Here is a 15024-nt window from a genome sequence, read left to right on the forward strand (position 1 = left end):
GCAATACCTTATTTATGGCATTGAAGAGGATTATGATGTTACAGAATACGCCTATCACCCGCAAAATTCTGATTCTTGTTATTATCGGAATAATATTCCCGTTGGGGATGATTGCCTATGATTTGTTGAATCTTCGTTCAACAATGTATGGGGAGCGTCAGCGCTCTATCCGTAATGTTGTTGAGGTTGCTGTCAGTATTGCTGATTTCTATAACAAGGAATCGGTTGCCGGGCGCTTGTCACAACAAGATGCCCAGGCCCGCGCAAAGGATGCCATTCGGGCTTTGCGTTTCGCCAAGGGTGATTATTTCTTCATCTATAATGTCAATGGCATTACGGAGGTGCATGGTACCCGACGGGAACTGGAGGGCAAACAGCGTATCGACGAAAAGGATGTCGATGGCTTCGCCTTTCTGCGGGACCAGATCGCCAAGGCCCAGGCCGGTGGTGGCTATACCACCTACCGTTTTACCAAGCCGGGCGGTGGTGATGCCGCTTTTGAAAAGATTTCCTATAACGCCCCCTTCACTGCCTGGAACTGGGTGATCGCGTCGGGCGTCTATGTCGATGATATTGAAAGCGCCTTCCGGGAGGAACTCTATCAGGCGGCGGCCGTGCTGGTTGTTGTGGTCGTGCTGTTGCTGGCGGCCTCACTCTATATCGGCCGGGCCATCAGCGGCCCGATCACCGGCCTGTCGGGCGTGATGCGGCGTCTGGCCTCTGGCGATCTGGCGGCCCCGCTCACGGGAACAGAACGCCGGGATGAGATGGGGGATATGGCGCGGGCCGTGCAGGTGTTCAAGGAAAACAGCCTGGCGGTGGAACGCCTGCGCCAGGAGAATGAACAGGCCGCTGCTCGCGCCGCAGAGGAGCGGCGGCGGACCATGCTGGCGCTTGCCGACGGTTTCGAAAGTGAGATCAAGGGCATTGTCGATGGTGTGGTGGCCGAGGCGACCCAACTGCGCGCCACCTCCGACGCGTTGAGCAGCGTGGCCACGCAATCGACCAGCCAGTCGACGGGCGCCCTGCGCGCCGCCAACGAGGCCGGCAGCGGCATCCAGATTGTTGCCGCCGCCGCAGAAGAACTCTCTGCCTCCATCAAGGAGATCGGGGTGGAGGTGACGCGCTCGGCCGAGATGAGCGGTCGCGCCGTGGATGAGACGCAGCGTGCCAATGAAATGGTGCGCAGCCTGTCCAGTGCGGCGGCCAAGATTGGTGATGTGGTCAATCTGATCAATGCCATTGCCAGCCAGACCAACCTGCTGGCGTTGAACGCCACGATTGAGGCGGCGCGGGCGGGCGAAGCGGGCAAGGGCTTTGCCGTGGTGGCCGGGGAGGTGAAGAATCTCGCCGGTCAGACGGCCCGCGCTACCGATGAGATCGGCGCCCAGATCAGCACCATCCAGGGTGCCACCGGTTCGGTGGTCAGCGCGATTGAGAAGATCAGCGACACCATCATCGCCATCAATCAGGCCTCCACCGCCATCGCCTCAGCGGTGGAGGAGCAGGGGGCGGCCACGCGGGAGATTGCCCGCAATGTGCAGCAGGCCGCCAATGGTGCCCAAGGCGTGATCGAAAACGTCAATGGCGTGCAGCAACTGGCCGGGGAGACGGACCGCAACGCCAGCCAGGTGCAGGCCGCTGCCGCCGGGCTGCTGGACCAGTCCCAGGCCCTGACCATGGAGATGGACCGCTTCATCGGCGGTATCCGCGCCGGTTGATCGGGGCAGGGGTGCCCCGTTTGCGCCGGTGCCAGGAAGGCACCGTTGCGTAAGCGGGGCTTGCCATTGGCAGGCTTGTCGCAGACAAGCATGGGACACCTCGCCGCAGGCCGTGTGGTGGGGATGTGCCGAAACAGGGCCGTTCACCCTGTTCCTGCCATTCAAAACAGCCCCGGTCCCGATGAGAGCAGCCCCCGCCATGACGCAAAAATCCACGCTCAGCTATTTCAACTGGTCCTTCCTGTTCACGGTGCTGGGGCTGCTGGCGGGGGCCTTTCTGGGCTATAATGCCACGGGCACCGTGACCGGTGCGCTGGGCACGGCCTTCATTGTCGGCGTGCTCTGCGTGCTGGAAATCTCGCTGTCCTTCGATAATGCGGTGGTGAATGCCACCATTCTGAAGGACATGGATGCCAAATGGCGCCGGCGCTTTCTGACCTGGGGCATTCTGATCGCCGTTTTCGGGATGCGGATCATCTTCCCGCTGCTGATCGTCGCCATCGCCGCCCAACTGGGACCGGTTGAGGCGGTGACCCTGGCTGTGGAGGAGCCCGATCGCTATGCCCAGATCCTGACCGATGCGCATGTCGGGATTGCCGCGTTCGGCGGCACCTTCCTGTTCATGGTCGGGCTGAAATTCTTCTTCGACACGGAGAAGGACACCCACTGGTTCGCCTTTATTGAACGCCGCCTTGCCAAGGCGGCCAGCATCGAATCCATCGAAATTGTTCTTGTGCTGCTGGCGCTTTACGGTGTCAGCACCTTCCTGGGCGAGGATGCGCGGGAATTCTTGGTAGCTGGCATCCTGGGGATGGTGGCCTTTGTCGCCGTGAAAGGCGTGGCCGGCTATATGGAAGCCAGCCAGGAGACGACGGACGGGGTCTATAAATCCGGTGCCGCCTCCTTCCTCTATCTGGAACTGCTGGACGCCTCCTTCTCCTTCGATGGCGTGATCGGGGCCTTTGCCCTTTCCAACAACCTGTTCGTCATTGCCATCGGTTTGGGGGTGGGCGCCTTCTATGTGCGGTCCATGACCATCATGCTGGTGGATAAGGGCACGCTGGCCGAATATCGCTATCTGGAACATGGTGCCTTCTGGGCCATCCTGGCCCTGGCCATCATCATGTATGCCCAGACCCTGACCCATATTCCGGAAGTGCTGACCGGCCTGATCGGTGCCACCTTCATCGGCCTGTCCTTCTGGTCCTCGGTGCGCCACAACAAGGCGGAAGCGCTGGAGCATTGAAGGGCGCCGGCACATCGGGGCCGATTCCATTGAACCCCCGCAGCCGGCACCGGCTGCGGGGGTTTTCTTTTGGCACGTGTGGACAGGCCCGAAAACGTAAAAGGCCCGCTGCCTTGTCAGCAGCGGGCCCTAAACTGGCGCGCGTGGTGCCCCGAGTCGGATTTGAACCAACGGCCTACCGCTTACGAAGCGGTTGCTCTACCGCTGAGCTATCGGGGCGCCGTCGCGGTGGCCGTGCTTCTAGCAAAGGGATGGGGGGCTGGCAACAAGGAAAATGACGAAGTCGGATAAATTTTTCCAAACCCTTGGTTTTCCGGAGTTTTCGCGCTGCTCACGTCCCCCGACGCTTGGCGCGGGCCGTCGGTTCGGCCTCCAGCGGATCGTCGGGCCAGTAATGGCGCGGATAGCGCCCGGCCAGATCCTTCTTCACCTCGCGGTAGGAGCCTTTCCAGAACCCGGCCAGATCGCGCGTCACCTGCACGGGCCGGTGGGCTGGCGACAGCAGGTGCAGCAGCACCGGCACCCGCCCACCGCCCAGGCGCGGCGTTTCCGCCAGCCCGAACAGTTCCTGCAGCCGCACGGCCAGAACCGGTTCTTCGCCGGTATAATCAATGGGGATGCGGTTGCCGGTGGGCACGCTTAGATGGGTGGGCGCCTCAGCATTCAGGGCCTGCTGGCTGTTCCAGTCCAGCAGGCCGGTCAAGGCTGCGTGCAGATCGATGCGGTCCAGGTGGCTGCGCCGCATCACCCCGGCCAGATAGGGGGCAAGCCAATCCTCCAGCGTCGCCAGCAAAGCGGCATCAGACATGTCGGGCCAGCGGTCGGGTGCGGCGCGGTGCAGGAAGGCGACGCGGGTGCGCCAGCTTTCCAGCTCCTTGCTCCAGGGCAGGCAGGCCAGCCCCATCTCCCGGATGCCTTGCAGCAGGGCGGGGATGACCGCTTCCGCCGGCGGGTTCTGCAGCAGTTCTTCTTTCAGGGAAAGGGCGAACAGCCGGCGGCGGCGGCGGGCCTTCACCGCCTGTTCGCGGCTGTCCCATTCCACCAATGTTTCCGCCACGATGTCGTCGGCAAAGGCTTCCTCCAGCTCTGCCTGTGTCACCGGGGCGGCCAGGAAGATACGCGCGTCACGCCCCTGGCCATCCAGATCGGCCACGGCCAGCCAGTCGCGGCTGGCCAGCGCGTCGGTCGGGTCCAGGGCCGCCCCGCGCCCGCCGGAAAGCCGGAACTGGCCGGGGCTGCCGGGACGGCGTTGGGCAATGCGGTCCGGGTAGGCTAGGGCCAGCAGCAGGCCGGCGCCATCATGATCCATGTCCCCCGGCGGCCCGCCCACCTGCCGTTCCAGCTGGCGGGCCGAATCCAGGGCCTGATGCAGGGCGCCGCGATCCACCTCGCCCCCGCGTCCGCGTTCGGCCAGATGGTCCAGCCGGGTGCGCAGGTCGGCATCGCGCATCCCGCTGCCGCCGCGCAGAATGTCCCGCTCCCCGATCAGGGCGGCAACGCGGCAGGCCAGCCGCGTCCGCCCCAGTTCCCGCCCGCGCAGCACCAGATGGGCCAGACGGGGATGCAGGCCCAGCCCGGCCATGGCCTGCCCATGCCGGGTGATTCGGTTGCCATTGTCCAGCGCCCCCAACTGGCGCAGCAATTCGCGCGCCTGGGACAGGGAAGGGGCGGGCGGCGGGTCCAGCCAGGCCAGTTCGGCGGCATCATGGATGCCCCATTGCGCCAGTTCCAGCGCCAGCGGGGCCAGATCGGCCCGCGCGATTTCCGGCGGGGTGAAGCCGGCCAGGGCGCGGTCGGCAGCCTCGGACCACAGGCGATAGCAGATACCGGGGGCGGTACGCCCCGCACGGCCCCGCCGCTGATCGGCAGAGGCGCGGGAGGAGCGCACGGTTTCCAGCCGGCCCATGCCGCTGCGCGGATCAAACCGGGCCAGCCGCGACAGGCCGCTGTCGATCACCACCCGTACCCCTTCGATGGTCAGGCTGGTTTCGGCGATGGAGGTTGCCAGCACAACCTTGCGCTTGCCATCCGGCGCAGGGCGGATGGCGGCATCCTGCGCTTCCAGCGACAGGTCGCCATAAAGCGGGGTCAGTATCACGTCGGCCGGCAGCCGGCCTTCACCCAGCAGCCGTTCCACCCGGCGGATTTCGCCGCTGCCGGGCAGGAAGACCAGCAGGCTGCCCGTCTCTTCCGCCAGCGCGCGGCGAATGGTGCGGGCCAGGGCCTCTTCCATCCGCTCCCCGCCATTGGGTTCGGCCCAGCGGGTTTCCACCGGATAGGCGCGGCCTTCGGAGGTGATCAGCGGCGCATCGCCCAGCAACCCCGCCACCGGCCCGCCATCCAGCGTGGCCGACATGACCAGCAGGCGTAGATCGTCACGCAGCAGCCCCTGGCTTTGCAGGCAGAAAGCCAGGGCCAGATCGGCATCCAGGCTGCGTTCGTGGAATTCGTCGAACAGCACGGCGGCCACCCCGTCCAGCGACGGGTCGGCTTGCAGCTGGCGCAAGAAGATGCCTTCCGTCACCACCTCGATCCGGGTGCGGGCGGAAACACGGGCGTCCAGGCGGACGCGGTAACCGACAATGCCGCCCACCTCCTCCCCCAGCATCGCGGCCATGCGGCGGGCGGCCCCCCGGGCGGCCAGCCGGCGCGGTTCCAGCATGATGATGCGGCCATCACCGCGCCAGGGCTGATCCAGCAGGGCCAGCGGCACGCGGGTGGTCTTGCCGGCACCGGGCGGGGCCTGCAGCACGGCATTGGGGCCCTTGCTGAGCGCGGCCAGCAAGGCTGGCAGCGCCTCGTCAATCGGCAGGGGCGGGAAGCTTGGGGGATTATGCGTCGACATGCCCCCATTTAGCCCAAAAGGGCCGGTTCAAACCAGCCGCTGCAGCTGTTGCAGCAGGTCGGCGGGGCGATAGGGTTTGGCGATGAAGCCCAGCGGTCGTGCGGCTTCCATCCGTTCCCGCACGGCGGGGGCGTCCACCGCACTCATGAACAGGCAGGCAATATCCAGGCGCCGGCGGATTTCCAGCGCGGCGGCAATGCCATCTTCCCCGCCCCGCAGCATCACATCCATCAATACCAGATCGGGCCGGTGGGTGATGGCGGCGGCCACCGCCTCCACCGCCGTGGCGCAGGTGCCGCAGACGATGTGGCCGGCATCCTCCACGATGGCGCAGAGGCCGAGCGCGATCAGCGATTCATCTTCGCAAATCAGGATTCGCAGGGGTTTGGCGGACATCGCGGAACCATAGGGTGAGGGGCAACTGGGAACAGTTCCCATTGATAATGAACCAAGCCGCCACAAGCGACAGTCCAACTTGGGTCTGACACCCCTTGATTAGGCCCTTGGCGATAGAAGGGGCCATCTGTGGCCATCGCACCGGTGCCCTTCGTCGAATTGGCTTAATTTCCATTGGCCGACTGTCTAGTATGGATTTTCGTTCCAATCACCAGCGGGTAGCCGCTTCGCCAATGTCTGCGCTGAAAACCGTCATCGTTCCGATCAACAAGGCCGGCTGGCCGTTCATCGCCCTGTTCGCCATCGTGTCGGCGCTGCTGTTCACCTGGTCCACGGCGCTGGGCTGGATCGGTCTGGTGCTGACCGCCTGGTGCGTCTATTTCTTCCGCGATCCTGATCGTGTGACGCCCACCCGCCCCGGCCTGGTGGTCAGCCCGGCCGATGGCCGCGTGATCATGATCACCAAGGCATCGCCGCCGCCCGAACTGGGCATGGGCGATGTGAAGCTGACCCGCATCTCCATCTTCCTGAACGTGTTCGACGTGCATGTGAACCGCGTGCCGACCGACGGCACGGTGCACAGCGCCGAATATCATCCGGGCAAGTTCCTCAACGCTTCCTTTGACAAGGCCAGCGATGAGAATGAGCGCATGTCCATCCGCATGACCCTGCCTGACGGGCGGGAAATGGCGTTTGTGCAGATCGCCGGTCTGGTGGCACGCCGCATCCTGTGGTGGGTGGCCCCTGGCCAGCCGGTGCGGGCGGGCGAACGTTATGGCCTGATCCGTTTCGGCAGCCGCTGTGATGTCTATCTGCCGGATGAGGTCGCCCCGCTGGTGGTGATCGGCCAGAAGATGATCGCCGGTGAGACCGTGCTGGCCGATCTGGTTGGTACCGAGCCGCAGCGCGGGGGCGAGGTTCGCTGATGGGTGCGGTGCCGCCGCGTCCCGCGCCCCGCCTGCGTCAGAAGCGGCTGCGGCCGCCCCGGCTGCGCGGGCTGCCCATCAGCCGGCTGCTGCCCAACATGCTGACGATGCTCAATCTGGCATCGGGTATGACGGGCATCCGCTTTGCCATGGAAGGCAAGTGGAAGGAGGCGGTGCTGGCCATCGCCGTCGGCGCCCTGTTCGACCTGCTGGATGGGTATATTGCCCGCATGTTGAACGCCCAGAGCAAATTCGGTGAGGAGCTGGACAGCCTGTCCGATGTGGTCAGCTTCGGCGTGGCCCCGGCGATGATCCTTTACCTCTGGGCGCTGGCCGACGCCCGTACCTTTGGCTGGATGGCGGCCCTGGTGATGGGCGTCTGTGCCGCGTTGCGGTTGGCGCGGTTCAACACCATGCTGGGGGCGGCGGAGAAGCCGCCTTTTGCCTATAATTACTTTACCGGCGTGCCGGCACCGGCCGGGGCCTTCCTGGCTCTGCTGCCGCTGATCGCCACGCTGGAGGTGGGGGAGGGCTGGTTTGACAGCCCTGTCCTGGTGGTGCCCTGGACGGTCGGCGTGGCCGGCCTGATGATCAGCGCCATTCCCACCTTCTCCCTGAAGGGTCTGCGCATCCCGCAGCGCTATGTGGTGTTTTTGCTGCTGGGTGTCGGCATGACGGCCGCCGCCATGGTCAGCGCCCCCTGGGCGACCCTGACCGTGGTGGGGTTGGCCTATCTGGCCAGCATCCCATTTTCGGCCAAGCGTTATCGTACCCTGGCCATGGAGGCTGCCCGCCTGAAGGGGGAGCCAGGGGAGGGTGAAACGGTGGCGCCAGAGGCTGATACGGCGGCGTCTGCTGGGAAGGCAGGACCGGCGGTTTGATGCCGCTGGGCGGCGGTCTTGCCTGATTGGCGGCCGCCGCAACCCTGCCCACCCCTTCACCAATTACATTTTGAACGTGACCGCCCAGACGATGATCGCCAGCACGCCGAATAGGAAGGCGGCGACATAGGTCTTGTAAGGCACCGGCACCTTTTCCCCTGGGCCGGGCGGCCCCTTGGTGCGGCTGGCGGACGGCTGCGGGGATGCCGGGGGTGGCTTGCGGCCCGGTTTTGGCGGCTTCTGTCCCCGTTCGCGGCCGGCCACCACGGTGGGGCGCGGCCGTGCCCCCTTGTTGGGATCATGCAGCTCAATCAGGTGCCAGTCGAAATCGGCCAGGGCCTCATCGCCGGTGAAATCTACCTGGATCAGGCGGACGGGTGCTTTCCCGTGTAGTTCCACCGCCGTGCGGAATTCCGCCTGTCCCTGGCGCAGATCATCCACCAGGGACAGGGTCTCCCATTTCGCCCCTTTGGGCTTCTGTACCGCATATTTGCGCAAGCCGCTGGCCAAAGCCCTTCTCTCCCTACTCCCCGGTCTGCAACAGGGCGCCGCGCTGGCGCGCATTGCCGAACGCCCGCAGGAAGTATAGGGCGGCAAGCCCCAGATAGAGAAGGTTAAGCAGCACGGCGCCAAGCAGATGCCCCCAGGCATGTCCGGTACCATTCAGGATGGCCCGCATCCCTTCGAAGACATGGGCGGTGGGCAGGGCCAGGGCGACCGGCTGCAACCAATGGGGCAAGGCCGCCACCGGGTAATAGACGGCGGAAAACGGGGCCAGAACGAAGACAGCCATCCAGGCCAGCATTTCCGCCCCCAGCCCATGGCGCAGAATCACCCCGGACGTGAGCAGCCCGAGGGCGACACCCAGCATCATCAGGTTGGCAAAGAACCCCGCCAGCGGCAGGCCCAGCGACAACAGATTATAGTCGAACAGCAGCGCTGCAATCAGTACGGGCGGGGCCAGCCCGATCAGTACCCGGATCAGGCCCATCACCACCAGCGACACCACCCATTCCCAGGGCCGCAGCGGGCTGACGAACAGGTTGCCCAGGTTGCGGCTCCACAGCTCTTCCAGGAAGGTGATGCTCATGCCGATCTGGGTGCGCACCAGCACTTCCCACAGCAGTACGGCGGCAATCAGTACAGACACGGTGCCGGCGACCCAGCCGGCCTGTCCCTGCAGGAACTGCGACATGAAGCCCCAGATCAGCAACTGCACCGTCGGCCAATAGCAAAGCTCCAGCAAGCGGGGCCAGGACCGGCGGATCAGGTACCAGTTTCGTAAGACCATGGCCTGGATGCGCCGCAGCGATTCCGCCACCGGGGATGGGTGGAGGGCAGCCGATCGGGGCTCTGGCACGGGGGCGGGACGATCCTGCATAGGGAATGTCAGTTAACCCAGCCTCTGGCTTGGAGCAAGGGCTGCCTCAGGTTTTGATGGGGCAAAAACAAAACGGCACCCGGGGGCACCGGATGCCGTTCACAGCAGTATGGCCAGCCCTGGGGCCGACCTGTGCCTGGCCTGGATTACTCCGCCACCTGATTTTCCATCAGGGCGGCGGCCACCAGCTCATGCCGGTGATCTTCCAGATAGGAGGCGACGGCGCGATAGATCGCCAAGCCCATGCCCTCCACAAAGCTTTCACCCGGCGTGCGGGCAACCTGATTTTCCTGCGCCTCCATCGCTGCGATCAGTCGGCGATAATCGGAAATGCGGTCGCTGATGATCCGGTCCAGATGACGCGGCGGCAGCAGATGGCCAAAGGACAGGATGAACATCAGGTCCGAGCGCAGCTTGTCCGGCGCCGGGGCGCGCGTCAGCGCCTGATAGAGGGCATGACGGCCGGCCGGCGTGATGCGATACAGTTTTTTGTCCGGGCGGCCGTCGCCGCTGTGCGGCAGCATGACGATATGACCGTCTTCGGTCAGACGACGCAGCGCCGGATAGATGGAGCCGAATCCGGCATCACTGAAATGGCTGAGCGGCCCCTCCTCGAACTCCTTGCGGATCTCGTAACCAGAGGCATCACCCCGGCTGAGAACACCGAGGCAGAGCGTTTTAACATCAATCATCATGGACCCTTCCAAAACTGGCGCCACGATAGTCGACCGACATAAGTAGTCAAGATATATGGCGGATCGATATATAACGGCCTGTTAATTCTGAACAATAACGGCCCCTTGCGTACAGCAGGCCTCCGCTAATGCCCGGATTTTAGGCGAAAAAATAGTTAATGGTTGTTAAGGTTTTTCGAATTCAGTCAATAACATAAGGGCTCGTTACGGCAGAGTCGCCAATACCCGCCCCAGCCGGCGCAAGGTGGACCGGATGGCGGCCTCCTGGGTCGGGGTGACATGGGCATCGGTGCGCAGAATGATCTGGGGGGCTGCGGTCATCAGCCGGTCGGTCCGAAACGGTCCCAGTCTGGCATCCAGATACATGGTCAACCCCATCAACATGCCCAGGTCGATATCGTCCGCTTCCGTGGCGGAGCGTTGCAGGCTCTGCTGCAATTCACTGCACAGGCCATGCATGATCAGGGCAGTACGCTCAATCACGCCTTCCTCGGTTGCGGGTTTGCCCCCTGTCTGCGCCATCTCTGTCACTCCAGCGTCATATTTATCGCTGAGTCGTAACGTCTGGAGCGTAACCAACCCGTTAATCTCAGGGGTTCCAGATACCTGTCTTTCCGGATAGCATTGTTAATGCGATTTAAATGAACGCGGTGGAAACCATCATTTTAATAAAATAGTATGATCCTATGCTTTTGCATGTTGTCTCTGCGCTTGCCTTTTTCTTAACAATCATTAAGCCTGAGGGAGGCCGATGTCGGCTTCCCACCTGTTTCGGTTGAAGGCCGGTTCCTATCCATGGCCAGCGGCGGCAAATATTATCGGTTTGACGGTTTGTCCATCCTGGTGGTGGACGATAACCGTTTTGTCCGCTCCATCATGATGACGGTGTTCAAGGGCTTGGGCGTCGGCAAGATGATTCAGGCCGAAAATGGCGAAGAGGCGATGGCCGTGCTGGAGGTGTCGGCCCAGATGGATGGCGCCGGCAAGGATATCGATATCATCTTCGCCGATCATCTGATGGAGCCGAAGGACGGGATTGAGCTGTTGCGCTGGGTCCGCGCCCATGACAGTGACAAAATCCGCTTCCTGCCCTTTGTGATGATGAGCGGCGATGCCGATGAAGCCGCCGTGCGGCTCGCCCGCGACAGCGGGGTAACGGAATATCTGGCCAAACCGATGTCGGTGATGAATGTGGCCAGCCGGCTGCTGGCCATTATCGACAAGCCGCGCGCCTTTGTCCGCGCGCCCAATTATTTCGGCCCTGATCGCCGGCGCCAGACTCTGCCCTATGATGGGGAAGAAAAACGCCGCCTGGGGCCGGAAGATGTGCGTGTTGTCGAAGATGGCGCCCATATGGTTATCGACAGCCAGAATGGAATCGGCGAAAATCCGGAGAAGGGCGTCCCCCCATCCGGGGAAGCATTGGAAGAAAGTGATGAAATTGCCCAGCAGCGGATGCAGGCATGAATGGCGGGGCTATGAACGATAACGTCAAGCCCGGTGCTGCAAAGCCCACGGTGGAGATCATCCAGCGTCCCAACAAGCTGCGCGAAAAAGTGGGCGGTTCCGCCGATGGCAAACCCGGTCGGATTGATCCGGCCGCGATCATGCGGGCAAACAGCTATGTCGCCCGTCTGGCGGATGCGCATGAGGCGCAGACGAAGCTGGACCTGACCGATCTGCACGCAGCCTATCGCCGGGCCCTGGATGATGCGGAGAATCGCGCTACCCATCTGCGGCGCATTGTCAAGATCAGTGACGGGATTCTGACCCTGGGCAAAACCTTTGGGTACGACTTGCTGTCGGATTTTGCCCATGCTTTGAACAGCTTCCTGATCCCCCTGCCGGACCCGACGCCGGCCCAAATGCAGGTGGTGGGCCTGCATATCGATGCGATGCATGTGCTGGTGCGAGACAATATCAAGGGCGATGGCGGGGCGATTGGGCAGGCGTTGAATGGCTCCCTCTCCGTCGCGCGGGCCAAGCTGGGGGCGCGGCGAAACGCCTGACCGGCTTTTTGCCCGAATTTTTTCCAATTTGTATGGATGCCTTCCGCTTGTGATATTATTCAGGCATTAACCTACGCTTAGTGTCGTGCTATGCAGTTCACATACCGGCGCTGCCGGGCGGTGGATAAGGGGCGTCTGGCTGGCGCCTTTCATTTGACGTGTTCTGCAGGCGGTCGAGTTCAATGGAGAAGGCATTGCACCAGCCTTATTATGACAGCATCCTGCTCATTGAGCGGCTGCATCGCCATTTCCTGGAAGTGCTGAAGGTCGAACTGGATCGGCTGGGCGTGCAGGATATCAACAATGTCCAGAGCCTCATCCTTTACAATATTGGCGATGATGAACTGACAGTGGGTGAACTGACGGCCCGCGGTTATTATCTGGGCTCCAACGTGTCCTATAACGTCAAGAAGATGCACGAGAACGGCTATCTGACGCAGGAACGCTCCGCGCATGATCGCCGCTCTGTCCGTGTCCGCCTCTCGGAAAAGGGCTTGGCGCTGCGTGACCGGGTGTCCGAACTGTTTGCCCGACAGGTGGAGACGTTGGACCGCAGTGGCATGTCGCCCGACGAACTGTCCCGCTGTAACGAGACCATGCGCAAGCTGGAACGTTTCTGGACCAATTCACTCTCTTACGGCGCCTATGGCGCGTCCGATCTCTGACGGGGTGCCGGGATGGTCGGCCGCGATAAGCCGCCCTTGACGGAAGGTGATATATTGATCGAGTTCCAGCAGGTGGGCTCGATCATCCGTGTCAGTGCCATTGATCCCCGTACCAACAAGGAAGTGGTGATCCAGGGCCCGGCCAGCGCAGGCCGGGCTGCGCTGACGCGCAATGCTCTTGCCAAGCTGAATTATATATTACGCAAGGCAGCAGAATAACCAAAACCCTATCGGTTAAATAGGCTGACCCTTGTATTTTAAGCGGGCTTGCCTCACTGTGGTCAAGCCGCCGGAGCCGTTACGCCTCCATCGGATTTCCGCAATGCGGCCTTTTTCCCCGCCGCCCCTCTTCAGCATTGGATTTGCTGAGAAAAAGTTCAGTAAATATCCTGTTTGCTCTTTTGACATTGAGCTGGATCAATACATTGAGTTAATTGGACTTTATTTATAAAATTAACACTTCATTAATAAATTCATCCCCAAATACCCCAAGGAAGTAGTTTTACCTTAGGGTTGGTTTCCCAGGGGGGATAAATGATCTCGCTTATCATGAAAAGCATCACCACGGCGCGTATCGGGCGACGGTTGGGGATGATCGTGGCTGTGTCGATCCTGGGGCTGATCGCGCATACCATCTTCAATACGGAGATGTTGCATCATCAGCTGGTGCAGCAGCACAAGCAACAGGCCCAAATGGCGGTGGAGGGTGCGCTGGCCGTGGCCCGCTATTATGCCGATCAGGAAAAGCAGGGGATTCTGAGCCGTGCCGAGGCCCAGGGGGCTTCGCTGGATGCCATGAGCGCCATGCGCTATGGCGGTGAATATATCTGGGTGAATGATGATAAGGCGCTGGTGCTGATGCACCCGACATCGCCCGCCGTGGTCGGAACCTCGCAATGGGACAACCGGGATCCAGGGGGAACCTATCTGTTCCGCGAATTCATCAAGGTGGCCACCGGGCCGGACAATAAAGGCTTCGTCTTTTACAAATGGCCGCGCGGCGGGACGGAGGCTTTCGACAAGGTAGCTTTTGTGCAGCAATTGCCGGAATGGGGCTGGATCATCGGATCAGCCATCTATATTGACGATATTGAGCGGCAATATCACCAGGCCCTGTTGACGGAACTGGCCATCGTTTCGCTGATTGGCGTCATCGTTTTCCTGCTGTCGATGGCGATCAGCCGCACCCTCAGCCGCCCGTTGCATGAGCTGACACTGGTCATGCGCCGTCTGGCCGGGGGCGATCTGGATGTGCGGGTGCCGGATGCCAATGCCCAGAACGAGCTGGGGGAGATGGCGGCCGCTGTGGCGGTGTTCCGCGACAATGCGGTGACGGCCCGTGCGCTGGAAGCAGAAAAGGCCAGGGAAGAGGCGTTCCGCCAGCGGCGTCAGGAAGCGCTGGAACGGTTGATGAGCCAGTTTAAGGCCCGTGTTTCCGACCGGTTGGGCACTGTCGCCTCCGCCGCCGCTCAGCTGGAGGCGACTTCCGGCGGGCTGCGCGATCAGGCGCGGGAAACTGGGGAACGGTCGGAGCTGGTGGCGGACGGTGCGCATATTGCCCGTGACAATGTCGGCACTGTCGCTGCGGCGACCGAGGAACTGACGGCTTCCAGTTCTGAAATCGGCCGGCAGGTGGAAATCACCTCCAGCATCACCGGCCAAGCGGTGCAGAAGGCGCATCAGGCCCGCAGCACCGTGGCCGAACTGGCCCAGGTGGTGGAAAGCGTGCAGGGTGTGGTGGGGCTGATCGCCGACATTGCCGCCCAGACCAACCTGCTGGCACTGAACGCCACCATCGAGGCGGCGCGGGCAGGGGAGGCCGGCAAGGGCTTCGCCGTGGTGGCATCGGAAGTGAAAAGCCTGGCCAACCAGACGGCCAAGGCCACCGACGATATCGCCGGTCAGGCCCGTGCGGTGCAAGATGCGGCCGGTGATGCCGCCGCCATGATGGCGGAGATTGCCGACATCATCGACCGGATCGGTCAGAATTCCGGCACCATCGCCAGTGCGGTCACCCAACAGGCCGCCGCCACGGCGGAGATCAGCCGCAATGTACATGAGGCGGCGCGGCGTACATCGGAAGTGTCGGACAATATCGCCGTGGTGCGGGAGGGGACGCACTTCACCCTCAGCGCCTCCACCCAGTTGCATGGCGCGGCCGGTTCCCTGTCCGAACAGGCCGATCAGCTGCGGGACGAGGTGGCGAAGTTCCTGAGCGATGTCGAACATGCAGGTGAACAGGCGGCCTGACGGCCCGGC

Annotated in this window: 15 protein-coding genes and 1 tRNA gene; 9 read left to right on the forward strand and 7 right to left on the reverse strand. The window is 62.6% G+C overall.

Going from position 1 to position 15024, the window contains the following annotated elements; genetic code table 11:
• Positions 1–143: 143 nt before the first annotated feature.
• Together PCJ49_RS01120 and PCJ49_RS01125 are read left to right on the forward strand one after the other, a co-directional pair.
• Complete coding sequence (locus tag PCJ49_RS01120; RefSeq protein WP_347710417.1) at positions 144–1721, forward strand: cache domain-containing protein; 1578 nt, start codon at positions 144–146, stop codon at positions 1719–1721.
• Positions 1722–1920: 199 nt separating this feature from the next.
• Positions 1921–2967 carry a DUF475 domain-containing protein gene (locus PCJ49_RS01125; protein WP_269909319.1) on the forward strand — a complete coding sequence of 349 codons (1047 nt, stop codon included), beginning with the start codon at positions 1921–1923 and terminating at the stop codon, positions 2965–2967.
• Between the two features lie 144 nt (positions 2968–3111).
• Here the strand turns inward: PCJ49_RS01125 and PCJ49_RS01130 are convergent.
• The 3 genes from PCJ49_RS01130 to PCJ49_RS01140 all read right to left on the reverse strand — a co-directional run bounded on the left by PCJ49_RS01130 (position 3112) and on the right by PCJ49_RS01140 (position 6208).
• Positions 3112–3186, reverse strand: a tRNA-Thr gene (locus PCJ49_RS01130).
• 112 nt (positions 3187–3298) lie between these two features.
• Positions 3299–5812, reverse strand: a complete 2514-nt coding sequence (gene hrpB, locus PCJ49_RS01135; protein WP_269909320.1) for an ATP-dependent helicase HrpB — start codon at positions 5810–5812, stop codon at positions 3299–3301.
• Between the two features lie 27 nt (positions 5813–5839).
• Positions 5840–6208, reverse strand: a complete 369-nt coding sequence (locus tag PCJ49_RS01140; RefSeq protein ID WP_269909321.1) for a response regulator — start codon at positions 6206–6208, stop codon at positions 5840–5842.
• A 191-nt stretch (positions 6209–6399) separates the two neighbouring features.
• On the opposite strand from PCJ49_RS01140, the gene PCJ49_RS01145 reads away from it, so the two are divergent.
• Both PCJ49_RS01145 and pssA read left to right on the forward strand, forming a co-directional pair.
• Entirely contained in the window at positions 6400–7134 is a 735-nt protein-coding gene (locus PCJ49_RS01145; RefSeq protein WP_269909322.1) for a phosphatidylserine decarboxylase, read from the forward strand.
• On the forward strand, positions 7134–8015 hold the full coding sequence (gene pssA / locus PCJ49_RS01150; RefSeq protein WP_269909323.1) for a CDP-diacylglycerol--serine O-phosphatidyltransferase: 882 nt from the start codon (positions 7134–7136) through the stop codon (positions 8013–8015). The genes PCJ49_RS01145 and pssA overlap by 1 nt, the downstream gene beginning before the upstream one ends.
• 63 nt (positions 8016–8078) lie before the next feature.
• Here pssA and PCJ49_RS01155 read toward each other — a convergent pair whose 3' ends face one another.
• The 4 genes from PCJ49_RS01155 to PCJ49_RS01170 form a co-directional block, all read right to left on the reverse strand.
• Positions 8079–8525 (reverse strand): hypothetical protein, encoded by a 447-nt coding sequence (locus PCJ49_RS01155; RefSeq protein ID WP_269909324.1) that lies wholly within the window; start codon positions 8523–8525, stop codon positions 8079–8081.
• Between the two features lie 13 nt (positions 8526–8538).
• Complete coding sequence (locus PCJ49_RS01160) at positions 8539–9375, reverse strand: ABC transporter permease (protein WP_269909325.1); 837 nt, start codon at positions 9373–9375, stop codon at positions 8539–8541.
• Between the two features lie 167 nt (positions 9376–9542).
• Positions 9543–10091, reverse strand: coding sequence for a PadR family transcriptional regulator (locus PCJ49_RS01165; RefSeq protein ID WP_269909326.1), 549 nt, complete (start codon positions 10089–10091; stop codon positions 9543–9545).
• 204 nt (positions 10092–10295) lie between these two features.
• Positions 10296–10613, reverse strand: coding sequence for a hypothetical protein (locus tag PCJ49_RS01170; RefSeq protein WP_089287138.1), 318 nt, complete (start codon positions 10611–10613; stop codon positions 10296–10298).
• A gap of 273 nt (positions 10614–10886) precedes the next feature.
• Here PCJ49_RS01170 and PCJ49_RS01175 point away from each other — a divergent pair, with 273 nt between their 5' ends.
• The 5 genes from PCJ49_RS01175 (at position 10887) to PCJ49_RS01195 (ending at position 15015) form a co-directional block, all read left to right on the forward strand.
• The gene (locus PCJ49_RS01175) at positions 10887–11558 is read left to right on the forward strand and encodes a response regulator (RefSeq protein ID WP_269909327.1); all 672 of its coding nucleotides are present in this window, start codon (positions 10887–10889) and stop codon (positions 11556–11558) included.
• A gap of 11 nt (positions 11559–11569) precedes the next feature.
• Entirely contained in the window at positions 11570–12100 is a 531-nt protein-coding gene (locus PCJ49_RS01180) for a hypothetical protein (protein ID WP_089287314.1), read from the forward strand.
• A 182-nt stretch (positions 12101–12282) separates the two neighbouring features.
• Positions 12283–12765, forward strand: coding sequence for a MarR family winged helix-turn-helix transcriptional regulator (locus PCJ49_RS01185; RefSeq protein WP_269909328.1), 483 nt, complete (start codon positions 12283–12285; stop codon positions 12763–12765).
• A gap of 12 nt (positions 12766–12777) precedes the next feature.
• Entirely contained in the window at positions 12778–12984 is a 207-nt protein-coding gene (locus PCJ49_RS01190; protein ID WP_269909329.1) for a hypothetical protein, read from the forward strand.
• Positions 12985–13299: 315 nt separating this feature from the next.
• On the forward strand, positions 13300–15015 hold the full coding sequence (locus tag PCJ49_RS01195) for a methyl-accepting chemotaxis protein (RefSeq protein ID WP_269909330.1): 1716 nt from the start codon (positions 13300–13302) through the stop codon (positions 15013–15015).
• Positions 15016–15024 lie beyond the last annotated feature (9 nt).

Source organism: Niveispirillum sp. BGYR6 (assembly GCF_027568365.1).
In the GTDB taxonomy this organism is placed as follows: domain Bacteria; phylum Pseudomonadota; class Alphaproteobacteria; order Azospirillales; family Azospirillaceae; genus Niveispirillum.

Coding starts and splice junctions, on each gene's coding strand:
- PCJ49_RS01180 (WP_089287314.1), top strand. CDS start 11,570: ATGAACGATAACGTCAAGCCCGGTGCTGCAAAGCCCACGGTGGAGATC.
- hrpB (WP_269909320.1), bottom strand. CDS start 5,812: ATGTCGACGCATAATCCCCCAAGCTTCCCGCCCCTGCCGATTGACGAG.
- PCJ49_RS01165 (WP_269909326.1), bottom strand. CDS start 10,091: ATGATGATTGATGTTAAAACGCTCTGCCTCGGTGTTCTCAGCCGGGGT.
- PCJ49_RS01170 (WP_089287138.1), bottom strand. CDS start 10,613: ATGGCGCAGACAGGGGGCAAACCCGCAACCGAGGAAGGCGTGATTGAG.
- PCJ49_RS01185 (WP_269909328.1), top strand. CDS start 12,283: ATGGAGAAGGCATTGCACCAGCCTTATTATGACAGCATCCTGCTCATT.
- PCJ49_RS01120 (WP_347710417.1), top strand. CDS start 144: ATGTATGGGGAGCGTCAGCGCTCTATCCGTAATGTTGTTGAGGTTGCT.
- PCJ49_RS01195 (WP_269909330.1), top strand. CDS start 13,300: ATGATCTCGCTTATCATGAAAAGCATCACCACGGCGCGTATCGGGCGA.
- PCJ49_RS01190 (WP_269909329.1), top strand. CDS start 12,778: ATGGTCGGCCGCGATAAGCCGCCCTTGACGGAAGGTGATATATTGATC.
- pssA (WP_269909323.1), top strand. CDS start 7,134: ATGGGTGCGGTGCCGCCGCGTCCCGCGCCCCGCCTGCGTCAGAAGCGG.
- PCJ49_RS01145 (WP_269909322.1), top strand. CDS start 6,400: ATGGATTTTCGTTCCAATCACCAGCGGGTAGCCGCTTCGCCAATGTCT.
- PCJ49_RS01125 (WP_269909319.1), top strand. CDS start 1,921: ATGACGCAAAAATCCACGCTCAGCTATTTCAACTGGTCCTTCCTGTTC.
- PCJ49_RS01140 (WP_269909321.1), bottom strand. CDS start 6,208: ATGTCCGCCAAACCCCTGCGAATCCTGATTTGCGAAGATGAATCGCTG.
- PCJ49_RS01175 (WP_269909327.1), top strand. CDS start 10,887: ATGGCCAGCGGCGGCAAATATTATCGGTTTGACGGTTTGTCCATCCTG.